The 18,517-nt window shown below is 67.2% G+C and carries 19 protein-coding genes and 1 riboswitch; of the genes, 14 read left to right on the top strand and 5 right to left on the bottom strand.

Annotated features, from left to right (window positions below; genetic code table 11):
* Window positions 1-43: 43 nt before the first annotated feature.
* The 12 genes from purS to MU582_03140 all read left to right on the top strand — a co-directional run bounded on the left by purS (window position 44) and on the right by MU582_03140 (window position 12,275).
* Window positions 44-289, top strand: a complete 246-nt coding sequence (purS, locus tag MU582_03085; GenBank protein UPK75640.1) for a phosphoribosylformylglycinamidine synthase subunit PurS — start codon at window positions 44-46, stop codon at window positions 287-289.
* A complete protein-coding gene (gene purQ, locus MU582_03090; protein ID UPK75641.1) occupies window positions 286-960 on the top strand; it encodes a phosphoribosylformylglycinamidine synthase subunit PurQ in 675 nt (224 codons plus the stop codon). The genes purS and purQ overlap by 4 nt, the downstream gene beginning before the upstream one ends.
* A gap of 72 nt (window positions 961-1,032) precedes the next feature.
* A complete protein-coding gene (locus tag MU582_03095) occupies window positions 1,033-1,326 on the top strand; it encodes an N-acetyltransferase (protein UPK75642.1) in 294 nt (97 codons plus the stop codon).
* 4 nt (window positions 1,327-1,330) lie between these two features.
* Window positions 1,331-1,903 (top strand): hypothetical protein, encoded by a 573-nt coding sequence (locus MU582_03100; protein ID UPK75643.1) that lies wholly within the window; start codon window positions 1,331-1,333, stop codon window positions 1,901-1,903.
* Window positions 1,904-1,973: 70 nt separating this feature from the next.
* A riboswitch (cobalamin riboswitch) is annotated at window positions 1,974-2,184 on the top strand.
* Between the two features lie 111 nt (window positions 2,185-2,295).
* On the top strand, window positions 2,296-4,821 hold the full coding sequence (locus tag MU582_03105; protein ID UPK75644.1) for a ribonucleoside-diphosphate reductase subunit alpha: 2,526 nt from the start codon (window positions 2,296-2,298) through the stop codon (window positions 4,819-4,821).
* 117 nt (window positions 4,822-4,938) lie between these two features.
* Window positions 4,939-5,925, top strand: a complete 987-nt coding sequence (locus MU582_03110; GenBank protein ID UPK75645.1) for a ribonucleotide-diphosphate reductase subunit beta — start codon at window positions 4,939-4,941, stop codon at window positions 5,923-5,925.
* A gap of 139 nt (window positions 5,926-6,064) precedes the next feature.
* Complete coding sequence (locus MU582_03115; GenBank protein ID UPK75646.1) at window positions 6,065-7,621, top strand: amidohydrolase family protein; 1,557 nt, start codon at window positions 6,065-6,067, stop codon at window positions 7,619-7,621.
* 60 nt (window positions 7,622-7,681) lie between these two features.
* Window positions 7,682-8,641 (top strand): hydrolase, encoded by a 960-nt coding sequence (locus MU582_03120; protein ID UPK75647.1) that lies wholly within the window; start codon window positions 7,682-7,684, stop codon window positions 8,639-8,641.
* The gene (locus tag MU582_03125; protein ID UPK75648.1) at window positions 8,638-9,669 is read left to right on the top strand and encodes an agmatine deiminase family protein; all 1,032 of its coding nucleotides are present in this window, start codon (window positions 8,638-8,640) and stop codon (window positions 9,667-9,669) included. The genes MU582_03120 and MU582_03125 overlap by 4 nt, the downstream gene beginning before the upstream one ends.
* Window positions 9,670-9,697: 28 nt before the next feature.
* Window positions 9,698-10,855, top strand: coding sequence for an AI-2E family transporter (locus MU582_03130; GenBank protein ID UPK75649.1), 1,158 nt, complete (start codon window positions 9,698-9,700; stop codon window positions 10,853-10,855).
* A 6-nt stretch (window positions 10,856-10,861) separates the two neighbouring features.
* Complete coding sequence (locus tag MU582_03135) at window positions 10,862-11,326, top strand: DUF6069 family protein (GenBank protein ID UPK75650.1); 465 nt, start codon at window positions 10,862-10,864, stop codon at window positions 11,324-11,326.
* A gap of 22 nt (window positions 11,327-11,348) precedes the next feature.
* Window positions 11,349-12,275 carry a formylglycine-generating enzyme family protein gene (locus MU582_03140; GenBank protein ID UPK75651.1) on the top strand — a complete coding sequence of 309 codons (927 nt, stop codon included), beginning with the start codon at window positions 11,349-11,351 and terminating at the stop codon, window positions 12,273-12,275.
* 13 nt (window positions 12,276-12,288) lie between these two features.
* Here the strand turns inward: MU582_03140 and MU582_03145 are convergent, their stop codons facing one another.
* Window positions 12,289-13,032: a helix-turn-helix transcriptional regulator gene (locus MU582_03145; protein ID UPK75652.1), complete on the bottom strand. Its 744-nt coding sequence runs from the start codon at window positions 13,030-13,032 to the stop codon at window positions 12,289-12,291.
* A 75-nt stretch (window positions 13,033-13,107) separates the two neighbouring features.
* On the opposite strand from MU582_03145, the gene MU582_03150 reads away from it, so the two are divergent.
* Window positions 13,108-13,638 carry a hypothetical protein gene (locus tag MU582_03150; protein UPK75653.1) on the top strand — a complete coding sequence of 177 codons (531 nt, stop codon included), beginning with the start codon at window positions 13,108-13,110 and terminating at the stop codon, window positions 13,636-13,638.
* Here the strand turns inward: MU582_03150 and MU582_03155 are convergent.
* The 4 genes from MU582_03155 to MU582_03170 form a co-directional block, all read right to left on the bottom strand.
* Window positions 13,635-14,468, bottom strand: a complete 834-nt coding sequence (locus MU582_03155) for a DMT family transporter (GenBank protein UPK75654.1) — start codon at window positions 14,466-14,468, stop codon at window positions 13,635-13,637. The two genes, MU582_03150 and MU582_03155, sit on opposite strands and share 4 nt — an antisense overlap.
* Window positions 14,469-14,482: 14 nt before the next feature.
* Window positions 14,483-15,340, bottom strand: coding sequence for a DMT family transporter (locus MU582_03160; protein UPK75655.1), 858 nt, complete (start codon window positions 15,338-15,340; stop codon window positions 14,483-14,485).
* Window positions 15,341-15,406: 66 nt separating this feature from the next.
* A complete protein-coding gene (locus tag MU582_03165) occupies window positions 15,407-15,841 on the bottom strand; it encodes a type II toxin-antitoxin system VapC family toxin (GenBank protein ID UPK75656.1) in 435 nt (144 codons plus the stop codon).
* Window positions 15,828-16,094 carry a hypothetical protein gene (locus MU582_03170; GenBank protein ID UPK75657.1) on the bottom strand — a complete coding sequence of 89 codons (267 nt, stop codon included), beginning with the start codon at window positions 16,092-16,094 and terminating at the stop codon, window positions 15,828-15,830. The genes MU582_03165 and MU582_03170 overlap by 14 nt, the downstream gene beginning before the upstream one ends.
* Window positions 16,095-16,170: 76 nt before the next feature.
* Here MU582_03170 and purL point away from each other — a divergent pair, with 76 nt between their 5' ends.
* A complete protein-coding gene (gene purL / locus MU582_03175) occupies window positions 16,171-18,444 on the top strand; it encodes a phosphoribosylformylglycinamidine synthase subunit PurL (protein UPK75658.1) in 2,274 nt (757 codons plus the stop codon).
* Window positions 18,445-18,517 lie beyond the last annotated feature (73 nt).

An 18,517-nucleotide genomic window follows, 5' to 3' on the forward strand; every position in this document is an offset into this window, starting at 1 on the left:
AGACTGCCGGAGTACTCATCTCGTGATCGTTTGGAGCAGTCCAGTGGCTCGTGTCGTCGTCGACGTCATGCTCAAGCCCGAGATCCTCGACCCGCAGGGCAAGGCCGTACACGGTGCGCTCGACCGGCTCGGGTTCGACCTGGTGACCGATGTACGCCAAGGCAAGCGGTTCGAGCTCGAGATCGAAGGCGAGGTCGATGATGCCAAGCTCGCCGAGCTCAACAAGGTCGCCGAGACCCTGCTGTCCAACCCGGTGATCGAGGACTACGCCGTGACGGTGGCGCAGTGAAGGTCGGAGTCGTCACCTTCCCCGGGTCGCTCGACGACGTCGACGCGGCCCGCGCGGTGCGTCTTGCCGGCGCGGAGTCGGTTGCGCTCTGGCATGGCGACAAGGAGCTGTCCGGGGTCGACGCGGTCGTTCTTCCGGGCGGCTTCTCGTACGGCGATTACCTGCGCTGCGGCGCCATTGCGCGGTTCGCCCCCGTGATGGAGTCGATCGTGGCGGCCGCGAACGCCGGTATGCCGGTGCTCGGAATCTGCAACGGGTTCCAGATCCTGTGCGAGGCGCATCTGCTGCCGGGAGCGCTCGTCCGCAACGACCATCAGCGGTTCGTCTGTCGTGACCAGCTGCTGCGCATCGAGAACGCCGACACCGCCTGGACCTCCGCGTACGACGGCGACCAGGAGATCGTCGTACCGCTGAAGAACGGCGAGGGCGGGTTCGTCGTCGACGAGCAGACTCTCGACGCGCTGGAGGCCGACGGACGGGTCGTGGCCAGGTACGTCGGCCTGAACCCCAACGGTTCGATGCGTGACATCGCCGGCATCACCAATGAGCGCGGCAACGTCGTCGGGCTGATGCCCCACCCCGAGCATGCGGTCGACGCGTTGTTCGGCTCCGGACTCGACGGGCGCGGCTTCTTCGAATCGGTCCTGGAGTCGGCCGCGCAACCTGCCTGAGCGCCGACCACGCTCGCCACCTGCGACTCTGTCGGGTGGCATCATGGGCGTGGCCCGCAGGGAAGGAGCCGCATGTCAGACGCGCAGTCGCAGAGTTCGGTCGCGGATGCGACGGAGCGCAGCCGCTTCGAGATAACCGTCGACGGAAGCGTCGCCGGCTTCGCCGAGTATCGCCTCGATGGAGACGTGATCACGTTCACCCACACCGAGGTCGCCGACGAGTACGCCGGTCAGGGCCTGGCAGGAGCGCTCGTACGCGCCGCGCTCGACGACGTACGTACTCGCGGCCTGTCCGTACGCGCGCAGTGCCCGTACGTCGCCGCCTACATCAAGCGGCACCCCGAGTACGCCGACCTGCTGGCCTGAGCGCGTGTACGTCGTCCGCTCGGCGGTGCTCGCCTGCGCCCTGGTCGCGTCCGTCGGTGGATGCGGTGCGGATGACGCCTCGCCGCAGCGGGTCTCGTACACAGCAGAGATCTCGAGTCCGCCAAAGGCGGGCACGGCCAAGGATGAACGGGTGTCCTTGAGCACCGAGACCTGCCCGGATTCCGACGGCGGAACACTCGTGGGGGTCGTGCCGGATGGTTGGCAGGTCGACTCCAGCGGAGCGGACTACTGCTCCTGGTCCCGCGGCACCTCGAACCTGACCTTCGAATACGGCGCCATCGACGGTGACCCGTACAAATGGCTCCTACTGCAGAGCAACACGGCGCAGATCGATGGCTCGATCCCCGGTTATGAGCTCATCCGGCAGACCAGCGACGCCGGCGGCGGACCGCTGTGGCACTACCAGTACGCGGTCGCCCGGGTCGACGGCAGCGTCTATGTCGACTCGCTCCATCTGTTCCGAGGCGAATGGCACGTGACGTACGAGGCGGATTCCGGCGACTACAACACCTACGTGGAGCGGGAGTTGACCCAGGCGCTGGACGCAACGGACTGAAATCTCGGGCTCGCGGAAATCACTCGGCGAAACACCAGATATGGGTAGTTGCATCGCTGTGGTTTCCATATATGGTGATCAAGCAGCTGGTTCGACCGGTCCCCCAGATCGGTCGTCGTAAGAGGGAACCCGGTGTGAATCCGGGACTGCCCCGCAGCGGTGAACGGGAACGACCGTCGTCAAGGCACTGGGTGCGCACCCGGGAAGCGACGACCAGTAGGCGCGCTGGACGCAGCGCTGGCCCGTGAGTCCGAAGACCTGCCAGCGCACCGCGCGTACGACATGCGCGGTGGTCCGCGGCCGCGTGGGACGGCCAGGGGACTCGGGTCATGCCGTGCCCTCCCGACCCCATGCGCCGCGGGTTGCGCAGATAGCGACCGAGGGGTTCGAACATGGCTACCACCGACATCACCGTCGTCAAGCGCGACGGCTCCAAAGTGCCGTACGACGGCTACGAGATCGCCGCTTCGATCGAGGAGGCGAGCACCGGCCTGGACGACGCGGTCGCCCGAGCGACGCAGATTCAGTCCGAGCTGGAGATCGTGTTGTTCGACGGCATGACCAGCGAACAGCTGGACGAGGCCGTCATCTCCGTGGCGCTGCAGAACGTCAAGGACGATCCGGCCTTCGACACTGTTGCCGCGGGACTGCTGACGAAGCTGCTGTACAAGCGCGCGTTCGGTGAGGGCAGTACGCATCTGGAGACGCGGAGCTTCCCGGGCCCCGCGTTCGTGGCGTACGTAGGGCGCGGGGTCGAGCTCGGACTGCTCGACACCCGACTCACGCAGCTGTTCGATCTCGAACGGCTCGGCGCGGCCATCGACCCCGCGCGCGACGACCTGCTGCGCTATATCGGAGTGCAGACGATGCGCAACCGGTACATGATCACGTCGCCCGACGGTACGCCGCTCGAGGTGCCGCAATTCTTCTGGATGCGAGTCGCCATGGGGCTGTCGCTGAACGAGGAGGATCCCACTGCCATCGCCTTGGCTCTGTACGACAAGCTCTCGCGGCTGGAGTACGTCGCAGCGGGTTCGACCCTCGTCAACGCAGGCACGTCGTACGCCCAGCTGTCGAACTGCTTCGTGATGCAGATGGAAGACGACATCGAGCACATCGCGAAGTCGATGCGCGACGTCATGTGGATCACCAAGGGCACCGGCGGGATCGGCTTGTCGGTCACCAAGCTGCGCAGCGAGGGCTCGCCGATCCGCAGTAACAACACGAAGTCGACGGGTCCCATCCCGTTCATGCACACGATCGACTCGACGCTGCGGGCCGTCTCGCGCGGCGGCAAGAAGTTCGGCGCGCTCTGCTTCTACCTGGAGAACTGGCATCTCGACTTCGACCAGTTCCTCGATCTGCGGCAGAACTCCGGAGACCCGTATCGGCGTACGCGTACGGCCAACACCGCGGTGTGGATCTCCGACGAGTTCATGAAGCGGGTGGCCGCCGATGACGACTGGTACCTCTTCGACCCGCTCGAGGTGCCGGATCTGCCTGAGCTCTACGGAGCCGCGTTCTCCAATCGTTACGCCGAGTACGTCGCACTGGCCGAGGCGGGTGAGCTGCGGGCGTACCGCAAGGTCCGCGCACGCGAGCAGTACCGCGCGATGCTGGTGTCGTTGCAGACGACATCGCATCCGTGGCTGACCTGGAAAGACACGATCAACACGCGAGCGCTCAACGACAACACCGGCACGATCCACCTGTCCAACCTGTGCACGGAGATCTGCCTCCCGCAGGACCGCGACAACACCGCCGTGTGCAACCTCGCATCGGTCAACCTGTCGCGGCACCTCGTCGGCGAGCGAGGGGACCTGCGCATCGACTGGGACCGCCTCGCCGAGTCGACTCGCCTGGCAGTACGCCAGCTCGACAACCTCGTGGACATCACGCTCTCGTCGGTTCCGGAGTCGGAGCACTCGAACGATCTCAACCGCGCGGTCGGTCTCGGTGTCATGGGTTTCACCGACATCGTCGAGCGGCTCGGGTACGGGTACGAGAGCGAGCGGGCGTACGAGCTGATCGACCGGCTGATGGAGTTCATCAGCTGGCATGCGATCGACGCGAGCGCCGATCTGGCCCGCGAGCGCGGCGCGTACGCGAACTTCGAAGGCTCGGGTTGGAGCCGAGGGATTGTCCCGGTCGACACCCTGGACCGCCTCGCGGCAGACCGCGGTGCGCCCGTCGAGGTCGACCGCAGCACCCGCCTGGACTGGGAGTCGCTGCGCCGCAAGGTACGCGGAGGAATGCGCAACGCGACCCTGATGGCGATCGCACCGACCGCGTCGATCGGTCTGGTCGCCGGGACAACGCCGGGGCTCGATCCGCAGTTCAGCCAGATCTTCAGCCGGTCGACGTCGTCGGGGAAGTTCCTCGAGGTCAACCGCAACCTGGTCGCCGATCTGCGCGAGCGCGGGTTGTGGGAGCAGGTACGCGAGGATCTGCTGCGCGCACAGGGCGATCTGTCGAAGCTCGAGTCCGTGCCGGACGATTTACAGCGCATCTACCGGACTTCGTTCCAGCTGTCGCCGTACGCGTTCCTCGAGGTGGCGGCGCGGGCGCAGAAGTGGATCGACCAGGCGATCAGCCGCAACATCTACCTGGCCGATCGTGATGTGGACGGCATGGTCGACCTGTACGAGGCGGCATGGAAGCGCGGCGTGAAGACGACGTACTACCTGCACATGATGCCGCGGCACACCGCCGAGCAGAGCACAGTGAAGGTCAACAAGGCCGAGCAGCTCACTCCGGCCGGTGCCGGTCAACGCCGTGGTTTCGGGTTCGCGGCGGCCGCGTCGACGCCGGACGTACCGGAAGTGGTGCCGCCCGAGACGGTCCCGGTCGCGACCGTCGATGACCACACCTGCCCGATCGATCCGCAAGAGCGCCTGCAGTGCGACTCCTGCCAGTGAACTGACCAGAACCACCCAACCCCCACCCCGCTGGGCCGCACGTTTCGGCCCCATTTCGGCGAAATTTGGGGCCGAAACGTGCGGGCCAGCGGGCGTGGGCGACGTGAGGAGAGAACTTTGAGTACGAACGGAATTCTCGGGACCGGCATCGGCGAAGGCCTGCTGCTCAAACCGGTGACGTACGAATGGGCGTACGACCTCTACAACCAGGCCGTTGCGAACACCTGGTTCCCCAACGAGGTGCAGCTGGGCGAGGACCTCGGCGACTTCGCCACCATGAACGACGAGGAACGCCATGCGCTGACCTTCCTGATGAGCTACTTCAACCCGAACGAGCTGCTGGTCAACAAGGCGCTCGCGTTCGGCGTCTATCCGTACGTCAACTCGGCCGAATGCCACCTGTACCTCGCCAAGCAGATGTGGGAAGAAGCCAACCACTGTATGGCGTTCGAGTACGTTCTCGAGACGTTCCCCATCGACCGCGAGCAGGCGTACGAGTCGCATCTGAGCGTGCCGTCGATGGCGGCCAAGGAGGAGTTCGAGATCCGCTTCATCAAGCGGATGACCGAGCAGACGCTCGACATCACCACCACAGAGGGCAAGCGCGACTTCGTACGCAACCTCGTTGCATACAACGTGATTCTCGAAGGCATCTGGTTCTACTCGGGCTTCATGGTGGCACTGTCGTTTCGGCAGCGGAACCTCCTGCGCAACTTCGGCTCCCTGATCGAGTGGATCGTGCGTGACGAGAGCCTGCATCTGAAGTTCGGACTCAACCTGATCCTCACCGTGCTCGAGGAGAACCCCGATCTGCAGACTCCGGAGTTCGCCGCGGAGATTCGCCAGCTCATCCTCGACGGCGTCGCGATGGAGGAGCGTTACAACCGCGATCTGCTGCCCAAGGGGATCCTCGGGCTCAACGCCGACTACATCAACACCTACGTGCGATACCTCGCCGACCGTCGTCTCGAGGAGCTCGGGTTCGAGCCGGCGTACGGCGTTGCGAACCCGGCGAAGTGGATGGCGACCGCCAACGACACGTTGCAGCTCGTCAACTTCTTCGAGTCGACCAACACCAGTTACGAGGTGAACGCTCAGGCCTGAGCTCGTCCCGCGGGTCGGGCTCGGCATTGCTCCCGGTTCGGCAACGTGTTAGAACGTGCGCCAACTACTGGCGCACGTTCTGATGCGTGCTCCCTGCGGGTACGTATGGCCCGCGGCCGCCGAGTGAAGGAGAGCCGCCATGTCACCCGATCAACTGACCCGCCGCCGCCTGCTCACCACTGCCGCCGGAGCGACCGCGGCGGCGCTCGTACCTGGAGTCGCCAGTGCGTCGCGTACGTCGGATCAGGCGCCCGCAGACCTCGTACTACACGGCGGCAACGTGTGGCCGGGCATGCGCGCCGGCCGGGTGCATGGCCCCGCGCTGCCCTGGTGCGACGCCGTAGCAGTACGCGGACAGCGGATCGTTGCTGTCGGACGCGACGCCGAGGTGCTGACCTGGGCCGGTAGGCGCACCCGCGTCGTCGACCTGGCCGGGCGCTTCGTCATGCCCGGGTTCCGTGATCAGCACACGCATCTGCTCGGCATGGCCTTCGCGGGCACGTCCGCAGAGGGCTACCGCCCGGCGTTCAACTGCTACGACCCACAGGCGGCGTTCGAGGGGCGCCGTCGCACCGGGCAGGGGCACGTACATCTGCATGAGCAGGGCAAGTCGCCGATGGATCAGTTCGGCGACGGTGAGGTCACCGACGAGCTCAAACAGAATCTGCTGACGATGCAGGACGAGCTCGCCAAACAAGGCATCACCACGGTCGTGGAGGCGGGGATGCGCGACTTCTCGTTGTGGCGCGCGCTGATGGAGCTCGCCGAGGAGGACCGCCTCAAGGTGCGGTTCCTCGTCCGGGTCGCCTTCGGCGGCATGGAGCTGGCGGCCGAGCGTGGCCTACACACCGGCGTCGGCAACGAGTGGGTCAAGATCCTCGGCGTCAAGAACTACGCCGACGGCTGGCTCGGCCCGCGTACGTCGGCGCTGCGTGAGCCGTACTCCGACGACCCGTACGGCTTTCCTCCCGAAGGGATCCTGTTCCTCGACCAGGATCGCGCCGACCGCGACATCGCCCGTGCCCGCGAGCTCGGGTTCAACGTCACCGCGCATGCCATCGGAGACCGGGGCGTCGAGACCGCGCTCACCGCGTACGAGCGCGCGGGCGTCACTCCGGCCGACCGCTGGGCGCTGGAGCACGTGCAGGTCGTCGGTGACGACCTGGTCGACCGGATGGCCGCCGATGGTGTGATCGCGAGCTATCAGCTGAGCTTCGCCACGACCGATGCCCGCTTCGCCCAGGACGCGCTCGGTAAGCCAAGGCTCCGCGAGACGGCCTATCGCTGGGCGACCATGCAGCGCAGGGGCGTACGACTGGCGGGCGGCTCCGACGTCGATGTTGAGGTCGTGGATCCGCTGTGGGGTCTGCAGCGGGCCGTGACCAGGCAGGACTTCGACGGCTTCCCGCGGGGTGGCTTCCGCCGTAGCGAGGCGCTCGGCCTGCGCGACACCCTTCGTACGCTCACCTCCGACGCGGCGTACGCGAGCCTCGAGGACCACGAGCGCGGCACCATCGAGGTGGGCAACTACGCCGACCTCGTCGTACTGCGCGAGAACCTCCTTCGCATCCCGCATGATCGGATCGCGTTCTCCACCAGGGAGATGACGATCACGAACGGCAGGATCGCCTCGGAGGAGTCGGTTACGTACCCGCCGGACAAGGCCGCGACGTGCGACCCGTACCCGGATGAGTAGTTCGGCAGGTACGAAGTCGAGCCGCGACGTACGCTCGGCTGGACGATCAGGAGACGACCGATGAAACTGCTCACCGCGACGGCACCGCGGTCGCTCGCCGGAGACGGTTCGGTGCGTACGCCGGTGCGAGTCGGCCTTGTCCAGCACCGCTGGCGCGACGACGCGAGCGCACTGGGCCGTACGCTCGCCGATGCGGTCGCGCAGGCCGCCGACGCGGGAGCGACCGCGGTCTTTCTGCCCGAGCTGACGCTTTCGAAGTACCCCGCGGACACGCGCGCAACCGGCCGCCCGGTCGAGCGGGCCGAGCCGCTGGAGGGCGGCCCGACGTACGAGCTCGCCGCCACTGCCGCAGCTCGCAACGACGTGGTGGTCCACGCGTCGCTGTACGAGCGAGTCGACGGCGACGACGGACGCGGCTTCAACACAGCGATCATGGTCGCACCGAACGGCGAACTGCTTGCACGTACGCGCAAGCTGCACATTCCGGTCACCGAGGGCTACTACGAAGACACCTACTTCCGCCCCGGTCCACCGGACGACGCCTATCCCGTCTACGAGTCGCCGCAGCTGCCCGGCGCCGCGATCGGACTGCCGACGTGCTGGGACGAATGGTTTCCGGAGGTCGCGCGGTCGTACGCGCTCGGCGGGGCCAACCTGCTCGTCTACCCGACGGCGATCGGGTCCGAGCCGGGCTTCCCGGACTTCGACACGCAGCCGTTGTGGCAACAGGTGATCGTGGCGAACGGCATCACCAACGGCACGTTCATGGTCGTACCGAACCGTACGGGTGACGAGGGTGCGCTGACGTTCTACGGTTCGTCGTTCATCTCCGACCCGTACGGACGCGTGCTCGTGCAGGCGCCGCGCGACGAGGAGGCGGTCCTCGTCGCCGACCTCGATCTCGGCCAGCGTGCCGACTGGCTCACGTTGTTCCCTTTCCTCGCCACGAGGCGCCCGGACACGTACGCCCGACTCGCCGCCCCCGTCGAAGCCGACCATCCGCAGGGCAGGCGAACGTGAGTTGGCGGATGCCGAGCGAGACCGCCGAACAGGAACGGATCTGGATGGCGTTCCCGCCGGCCGGCTACACCCTCGGCGACACACCGGCCGACGCGGACGAGGCGCGGTCGACGTGGGCTGCAGTCGCGCACGCGGTGTTGCGGTTCGCGCCGGTGTCGATGGTGATCAACCCGACCGACCGGGAGGTGGCGCGTACGTACCTCTCCGGTGAGATCGAGCTGGTCGAGGCGCCGCTCGACGACGCTTGGATGCGCGATATCGGCCCTACTTTCGTGACCGATGACGAAGGCGGGCTCGGCGCGGTCGACTGGGTGTTCAACGGCTGGGGTCAGCAGGACTGGGCCACCTGGGACAACGACGCTCGGATAGGAGCGTTCGTCGCGGAGCGTGCGGGTGCGACCCGCATCCCGTCGTCGTTGGTCAACGAGGGCGGCGGCATCCATGTCGATGGGCAGGGCACGGTGCTCGTCACCGAGACGGTGCAGCTCGACCCGTACCGCAACCCCGGCCTGTCCGAATCCGATGTCGACGCGGAGCTGCGGCGTACGCTCGGCGCGAGCAAGGTCGTCTGGCTGCCCTGCGGGCTCACTCGCGACTCGCAGCGCTACGGCACTCGCGGACACGTCGATATCGTCGCGACCATCCCGTCGCCCGGTGTGCTTCTCCTGCACACGCAGCCGGATCCCGAACACCCAGACCATGCCGTGTGCAGGGAGCTGACCGATCTGCTCGGTGCGGCGACCGATGCCGCGGGAGATCCGTTCGACATCGTGCCGCTCGCCGCACCGGAGACGTTGCGCGACGCTGACGGCTGGGTCGACTACAGCTACGTCAACCATCTGGTCGTCAACGGCGGTGTGGTGGCGTGCACGTTCGACGATCCGCGCGACGCTGAGGCGGCGGACGTACTCGCCGCTGCGTACCCAGGCCACGAGGTCGTGGGTGTCGATGCGAGACCGCTGTTCGCGCGCGGTGGCGGGATCCACTGCATAACGCAGCAACAGCCACGCGTTTCTCGGCGGGCATAGTCGCCGTAGGTGCACTAGCGTCTACTGCGTGAGCGAGCCCGATGGTCAGTCACCGCTGGGACTTCCGCGTGGTCTGCTCATCCTGTTGGGCACCGGTTCGGCGTTCCTCGTGGTCTTCGGGCTGCGCGCGGCATCGGACGTCATCGGCCCGATCTTTCTCGCGCTCGTACTCGTCGTCGCGGTGCATCCGGTACGCGGGTGGTGTGAGCGTCGGGGTCTGCCGCGGTGGGTGGCGACGTTGGCCGCGATCATCGCGGTGTACGCCATCTTGCTTGCGATGGTCCTTTCGCTGGTTGTCGCCGGCGCGCGATTCGCATCGCTGCTGACCCATTACGAACCCCAGTTCGCAGAGCTGGTCCGCGACGTACGCGACCTGCTCGATCGCGCCGGTGTCGGCGATGACCAGATCCGTGCGATGACGAGTGAGTTCGACCTCGGCAAGGTCGCGGGCGTCGCCGCCGACATTCTCGGCGGTCTCGCAGGGGTACTGAGCAACATCTTCTTCATCGTCGTGCTGTTGTTCTTCATGGTCTTCGACGCGACGCAGTTCCCGAGTGCACTCGGGAAGGTGCCGGAAGCGCGCCGCTCGGTCGTCGAGGCATTCCACAGCTTCGCGGTCGGAACGCGCCAGTACCTCCTGGTCGCGACTGCGTTCGGCGCGATCGTGGCGTTGTTCGATGTCGCTGCGCTGTACGCGCTCGACATCCCGGATCCCTGGCTGTGGGGGCTGTTGGCGTTCATCACGAACTACATCCCGAACATCGGGTTCGTCATCGGACTCGTACCACCCATGATCATCGCGATCGTCGACGAGGGGGTCGGCACAGCGATCGCGGTCGTGGTCGTGTACTGCCTGCTCAACGTCGTGATCCAGACGGTGATTCAGCCGCGGGTGGTGGGCAACACGGTAGGACTGTCCGGAACGCTCACCTTCCTGTCGCTGATCGTGTGGGCGTGGATCCTCGGCGCGGTCGGTGCGCTGTTCGCCGTTCCGTTGACGTTGTTCGTCAAGGCGTTGCTGATCGACGTCGACCCGCGTACCCGGTGGGTGGGGCCACTGCTCGCCGGTCCGTCGGCAGACGCGTTCGACGACAGCGCCGAGGTTGCGCCGGCCGGAGAAGCGCCACCCGAAACGGTCACGTCCGATACGCAAACCACCGATCGACCCCGGACCGACGAGGAGTGAACGGCCATGTACGACAGCCAGCCGGGCTACCCAGGGCGGCGCGATACTCCGCAGGTCGACGCGGGGAGGCTGTGGGCAGGCGGGGTCGCGACGGCCTTCATCGCTGCGCTGATCGCGATCGTGGGTGACCTGATCGCTCGGGGTGTACTCGACATTCCGGTGCTGGCGCCGGAGTCGCACGGCACCTGGCACACCGCGTCGCTCCTGCCGTACGCGATCGCCGCCGCCGGAGGTGCGCTGCTCGCGACCGGACTGATGCACGCGTTGGCGCTCACGACCCCGCGACCGACGATGTTCTTCGGCTGGATCCTGTTCCTGGTCGGAGTCGTGGTGGCGGTTTGGCCGTTCACGACCGGCGCCGATCTCGACGCGAAAATCGCCACCGCAATACTGGACGTCATCATCGTCCTCGCGATCTGGTCGCTGGTCGACGGGACCGCGCGTCGCACCGTACGCCTGCCCGGGCGTTGAACCGATCGCACATACTGGTGTGGTGACGGAGACGACGACACGCACGCACCGCAAGGGCACCGCAGCGATGAAGCGGGTCAGCGGCGGCACACTCCTGCAGGGCAGCGAAGACTTCTATCCCGAGGAGCAACCGGTACGCGAGGTGGAGGTCGCCGCGATCTGGGTCGACGAGCATCCGGTGACGAACGCGGAGTTCCGCCGGTTCGTCAAGGACACCGGGCACGTCACGATCGCCGAGCGCGACCCCGATCCGGCCGACTTCCCCGATGCGAAGCCGGAGCAGTTGGTCGCGGGGTCGCTGGTCTTCACTGCGACGGAGGGCCCCGTACCTCTCGACAACTGGCATCAGTGGTGGCGCTGGCAGCCCGGCGCCGACTGGCGGCACCCCGAAGGCCCGGAGTCGACTCTGCACGGCCGCGATAAGCACCCCGTCGTACACATTGCGTACGAGGACGCCAAGACGTACGCCGCCTGGGCGGGTAAGCGCCTGGCCACCGAGAGCGAATGGGAATGGGCGGCGCGTGGCGGCCTCGTCGGCAAGTCGTACGTGTGGGGCGATGAGTTCATGCCCAAGAACCGCGTCATGGCCAACACCTGGCACGGAGAGTTCCCGTGGCGCAACGACCGCGCGGGCAAGCATGCGTTGACCAGCCCGATCGGGTCGTACCCGCCGAACGGGTACGGGCTGTTCGACATGGCCGGCAACGTGTGGGAGTGGACCGACTCCCCGTGGACGTTCTCGCATGCCGACGAGCACGTGGTCGAGTCGTCCTCGTGCTGTGCACCGTCGCATCTTGCCGACGAGTCGAACCGGATGGTCTCCAAGGGCGGTTCCCACCTGTGCGCCCCTTCGTACTGTCATCGTTACCGACCGGCGGCGCGGCAGGGCCATGCGATCAAGAGCAGCACCAGCCACCTCGGATTCCGCTGCGTGGTCAGCGCAGACTGACGCGTAGGCCCGCTCAGCCCACGGAGTTAGCGCGGCCCGGCGTGTTGCCGAGGTTTCGCCGGTAGACGTCGATGAACGCGCTCGGCGTTGACCACCCACACGCGTACGCAACCTCCGTCACCGAGCTCCCCTCCGCAAGGCGGCGTACCGCATGAGCGAGCCGTGCCTGCGTACGCCATTGCGGATAGCTCATCGTCAGCTCGGTGCGGAACATTCGGCTCAGCGTCCGTGCGCTCACGCCGATCTGCGCTGCGAGCTGGTCCAGCGGCCAGGCCGTCGCCAGGTCGGCCTCGACGATCTCGCAGGCGTCGTACAGCAGCTCATCCTTCGGCCGGGGGACGTGCAGCGAACCGAGTGTCGCGTTGCGCAGCTGATCATGGGCCACTGAGCGTACGCGGTCGAGCTCCGCGTCGGTGAGCGCGCCGTCGGCGAGGGTGACGAACAGTTCGCGCAACAGGGGCGGTACGAGCAGGACGGCCGGTGCGTTCGGGTCGAGCGGTGGGTCGGTGGTTGCGAAGCCGACCGTATGCGAGCGGCTCGCGCCGTGGAAGTGGTGCGCGTGCCACTGGCCGGCGGGCACCCACACGGCTCGTTGCGGTGAGGCGATCCAAGCACCCCGCTCGGTCGTCACCTCGACCACTCCGGCACTCGCGTACATGATCTGGTGCTCGTCGTGGAAATGCCGGTCGATCCGCTCGCCCGGTCGGTGGTCGAGGGTGCGCGTGGTTGCGCGGGTGTTGTGGCGGATTTTCGACATTTGTTGGCAGGCTATCGGAAGCCTGGGGGAGCGGTCGATTCGTACGGTTGTTGCCGGCCGACGAACGGGGGCGAAATGACGACGAAGACAGCGTCGGTATGGCAGCGGGTCCGGATCTGGGCAACGGCGCATGCGGTCGACGACTTCTACCAGGGTCTTGTGCCGGCGATGATTCCGTTCTTCATTCTCGAACGGAACTACACCTACGTCGCGGCGTCTGCACTCGCGATGGCGGCGACGCTCGGTAGCTCGCTTCCGCAGCCGTTCCTCGGTGTGGCGGCAGACCGCCGCAATGCCTCGTGGATGGCGCCGATCGGGTTGGCGATCGCCGGCGCCGCGGCCGGACTGTCCGGTGCAATACCTGCCTACGCCGTCGTGTGGGTGCTGCTGCTCGCGTCGGGGATCGGCGCCGCGATGTTCCACCCCGCGGCGGGTAAGGAAGTACGCGCCGAAGCCGGTGACAGCGCGACGGCGATGAGCCTGTTCGCGGCCGGCGGCAGCGTCGGCTTCTTCCTGGCGCCGGTCTTGTGCGTGGTGCCGGTCGTCGCCGTTGCGTTCGCTGCGTTCCTACCGGCCCCGGCCAGAGATCGCGCACTTGTCAGCTAGCCGGCAGCGACGAGCGAGACGGCAACTGCCGCGAAGATGAGACCGATCGCCTGCACGCGATGGATCCGTTCACGTAGTACGACGGCCGCCAGCGCGACGGTCATCGCAGGGTAGAGCGTGGTGATGACGGCTACCAGGGTCAGTAGCCCGATGTGCGTCGCGTACACGAACGATCCGAGCGCGAGCATCAGCAGCGGACCCATGATCAGTCCGCGGAGCTCCGCTCGGTCGCGGGGGACCCATGCCTCGCGGAACGCGAGTGCGGTGACGACGACGGCCACAACCGATGCGAGTTGGCTCAGCGCCAGCGGGTAGAGCCCGGCGTCCTCGTCGATCTGACCGAGCATGGCGAACAGCGCGCCGAATCCGAGCCCCGCGACGATCCCGTCGAGGAGTCCCGAGTCGCGAGACGTCGTGTCCGCCGACTCGCGCACCTGTGAGATGAGGTAGATCGCGGGCATTGCCGCGACGATGCCGACCCATGCGAGCAGCGACGGTCGCTCGCCGGTGAGGAGCCCGACGGCGACCGGGACCAGCGCCGCGCCGAGCGCGGAGATCGGCGCCACGACGCTCATGCGTCCGCGAGACAGACCCCGGTACAGGAACGCCGCCCCGATACCGTTGCCGAATCCGGCGGCCGCGCCCCAGGCCCAGTCGCCGGTTGTGACCGTGCCGCCGATGACCGCTGCCAGGCAGCCGACACAGACCGCCGCGGACGCCTGCCCGGCGACTGCGACGGGCCACGGCGACGCGCGCCGCGAGAACAGTCCGCCGAGGAAGTCCGACAGACCGTACGCGCCGGCCGCGAACAGTGCGAGAACGACTGCCACGAGCTCCTCCTACGTCACGTCGCGGCGACGAGCGAGACCGCGACCGCTGCGAGTGCCAGCCCGATGCCTTGTGCGCGGTGGATGTGCTCGCGGAGCAGGACGGTGGCGAGTACGACGGTGAGCGCAGGATATAGCGCGGCCACGACGGACACGATGGTGAGCATGCCGCTGTGCGTCGCGTACAAGAATGCTCCGGTCGCGGCGGCACCGAGCGGACCCATCGTCAAGGCGCGCCAGGCGTACCGGTCGCGTGGCACCCAGTCCTGGCGGAGGCAGGCTGCGACTGCGATCACGGCGAACACAGACGTCAATTGGGTGAGCGCGAGCGGATAGAGCTCGGCTGCGCTGCCGACCTGTCCCAGCAAAGCGAACATCGACCCGAATCCCAGCCCGGCGAGTACCCCGTCGGCGATGCCCAGGTCATGCGGGCTCGGACCTTCGTCGGGATCGTTCGGTGCAGCGGCCGGGCCGTCCACCCGAGAGATGAGATAGATCGCCGGCAGCGCGAAGGCGATGCCGAGCCACGCGAGTGCGGTCGGGCGTTCGCCCGTGACGAGTCCGGCCACGATCGGCACGATCGCTGAGCCGAGCGCCGATACGGGTGCGACGACGCTCATCCGGCCCGCGGCGAATCCGCGGTAGAGGAACGCCGTGCCGACCCCGCCGCCGAGCCCGGCGGCCGCTCCCCACAGCCAGTCGGCCGGTGCGACGGTACCGCCGACCAATACCGCCAGCGCCGCCGCGCAGATCGTCGACGAGACCTGGCCGACGACGGAGATCGGCCAAGGCGAGGTCCGGCGCGAGAAGATGCCGCCCAGGAAATCCGACAGCCCGTACGCCAGAGCCGATACGAGTGCTAGTACGACGGCCACCAGCGGAGACTAGTCGGGGCCGTTCGGTTCCAGCTACTTGGCGGTGGATCCAGTCCGCAGAGGTCGCTATCCGGTACCGATCAGATCGGCGATTCCGCTGTCGTCGGGGAGTACGTGATGCAGGCCGGGGATCTGCGCGAACGCCTGATCGGCCGAGACGAGCGTCGCGTACTTCGAGTCGAGTGCGACGGCCGCGAGTACGGCGTCGAACGCACCGAGTGTCTCGTACCGCCGCCACAGCTCGAGCCCGTCGGCGAGGTGATCTTCGTCGGAGCAGCGAAGCGGAGCCAGCAACTCGGCGAAGTCGCTGGCAACGGGCAGCACCTGCTCGCGCGGGCGACGGCGTGCGAGTACGTGGGCGAACTCCTGGATGACCTCGGGCGTCGTCGTCGCGCTCAGCGTGCCATCGCCGATCAGGTCAACGATCTTGCGACACGGTCGTCTGTACGGATGGTCGCCGCCGGCGGCATAGACGAGCGCCGACGTGTCAAGAAGGATCATCGTGGCGCTCGTCGCGCAGTCGGTGGATCTCCTCGATCAGCCCGTCGCCAGGTGGGACGGGAGCGGGATCGGCCGCCAGGATCCGCGCGGCTGCGGCGCGCTTGTCGCGCCGTCGGTGCTCGAGCTTCTCGTCGATCGCGTCGCGGATCACCGTTGCGACCGAGACACGCTGCCGGTTGGCCTCTGCAGCCACCAACTCGTACCGCTCCTGGTCGAGCAGCAGCTGGAGGCGCCGCGTCATCGTTGCGGACATACACATACATTAGCATGTGTATGTCGCGTACCTATCCCATCCGGCACCGGTGCACCCCGATGGATAGCCTGTCCGTGTGACAGACGCACCCGCGCGTACGGTCGACACCGTCGAGCGCGCCACGCAGACGCCCGATGACGCCCAGCCGTGGTCCGAGCTCGGCCTGAAGAGGGACGAGTACGACCGCATCCACGAGATCCTGGGGCGTCGCCCCACGAGCTCCGAGTTGGCGATGTACTCCGTGATGTGGAGCGAGCACTGCTCGTACAAGTCGAGCAAGGTGCATCTGCGCAAGTTCTCCGACCTCCCCCAAGAGACACCGCGCGGCAAGACGCTCGCGGGCATCGGCGAGAACGCCGGCGTGATCGACGTCGGGCAGGGCTATGCAGTGACCTTCAAGGTCGAGTCGCACAACCATCCGAGCTATGTCGAGCCGTACCAGGGCGCCGCCACCGGTGTCGGCGGGATCGTGCGCGACATCCTCGCGATGGGTGCACGACCGGTCGCGGTGATGGATCCGCTGCGGTTCGGCCCCTTGGACGCCGAAGACACGCGCAGGGTGCTGCCGGGAATCGTCGCGGGCGTCGGCGGGTACGGCAACTGCCTCGGCCTGCCCAACATCGGCGGTGAGGTTGTCTTCGACGAGTCCTATGTCGGCAACCCTCTCGTCAACGCGCTGTGCGTCGGCGTACTCCGCCACGAGGACCTCCACCTCGCCCATGCCAGCGGGGTCGGCAACAAGGTGATCCTGTACGGCGCGCGTACGGGCGGCGACGGCATCGGCGGAGTCTCGGTGCTCGCTTCGGAGACGTTTGCCGATGAAGGCCCGTCCAAGCGGCCGAGCGTGCAGGTCGGCGACCCGTTCATGGAGAAGCTGCTGATCGAGTGCACGCTCGAGCTGTTCGCGGCCGGTGTCGTCGCGGGGATCCAAGACCTCGGCGGGGCCGGGCTGTCGTGTGCGACGTCGGAGCTCGCCAGCGCCGGTGACGGTGGCATGCACGTTTCGCTAGAAACGGTGCCGCTACGCGATTCGTCGCTCTCCCCCGAGGAGATCCTGATGAGCGAATCACAGGAGCGCATGATGGCCGTCGCGACGCCCGAGAACGTCGAGCGCTTCCTGGAGATCTGCGCGAAGTGGGATGTCGAGGCGACCGTCGTCGGTGAGGTGACCGACGGCGACCGGCTCATCGTCGACTGGCGCGGCGATACGATCGTCGACGTGCCACCGCGCACGGTTGCGCATGAAGGGCCGGTGTACGAGCGACCGTACGCACGGCCCGACTGGCAAGACGCCCTGCAGGCAGACGTACCCGACGACCTGCCCAGGCCGTCGACCGGTGCCGAGTTGCGCGAGACGATGTTGCGCGTCGTCGGCTCACCGAACCAAGCCGACAAGTCATGGGTCACCGACCAGTACGACCGGTACGTCCGTGGCAATACCGCGCTTGCGCAGCCCGAGGACGCCGGTGTCATTCGAGTCGACGAGGACACCGACCTCGGCGTCGCGGTCGCGACCGACTGCAACGGTCGGTACGCGAAGCTCGACCCGTACGCCGGTGCGCAGTTGGCGCTCTGCGAGGCGTACCGCAATGTCGCCGTCACCGGCGCCGTGCCGCTCGCCGTGACCGACTGCCTCAACTTCGGCTCGCCGGAGGATCCCGATGTCATGTGGCAGTTCGAGCGGGCGACACAGGGTCTGAAGGATGCCTGCGCCGAGCTCGGCATCCCCGTGACGGGTGGCAATGTCTCGTTCTACAACCAGACGGGTGACACTGCGATCCTCCCGACTCCTGTTGTCGGTGTCCTGGGCGTGATCGACGACGTGAAGCTGCGAGCCGACCAGGGCTTCAAGCTCGCCGACCACGTGCTCTACCTGCTCGGCGAGACCCGAGACGAGCTCGGCGGATCGGCCTGGGCGGACGCCGTCCATCACCATCTGGGCGGAGTGCCGCCGAGGGTCGACCTGGCCGGCGAGCGAGCACTTGCGTCGTTCCTGGCCGAGGCCGCGAAGTCGCGTAACGTCTCGGCGACCCATGACCTCTCCGACGGTGGACTCGCAGTGGCGCTGGCCGAGGCGAGCGTACGTAACGGGGTCGGAATCCGAATCGAGCTCCCGGCCGACGCCGATCCGTTCGTGACGTTGTTCAGTGAGTCGGCTGCCCGAGCGCTCGTCGCCGTCGCACCCGAGCGCGTCGAGGTGTTCGACGAGGTCGCCGAACGCCACGGCGTACGGGCACAGCGCATCGGCGTGGTCGGCGGAGACGCCATCGTGGTCGAGGGACAGTTCGAGCTGCCGATCCCCGAGATTCGGGCGGCCTGGTCGGAAGTCCTGCCGGACGCTCTCGGCTGAGGCGTTCGGGTGCAGTGCTCCCGGAGACTTGAGACGCAACGGCGAGGCGCGGAGTCGGGCAGGTTCGCCGTTA

The organism is Nocardioidaceae bacterium SCSIO 66511 (assembly GCA_023100825.1).
GTDB lineage: Bacteria > Actinomycetota > Actinomycetes > Propionibacteriales > Nocardioidaceae > Solicola.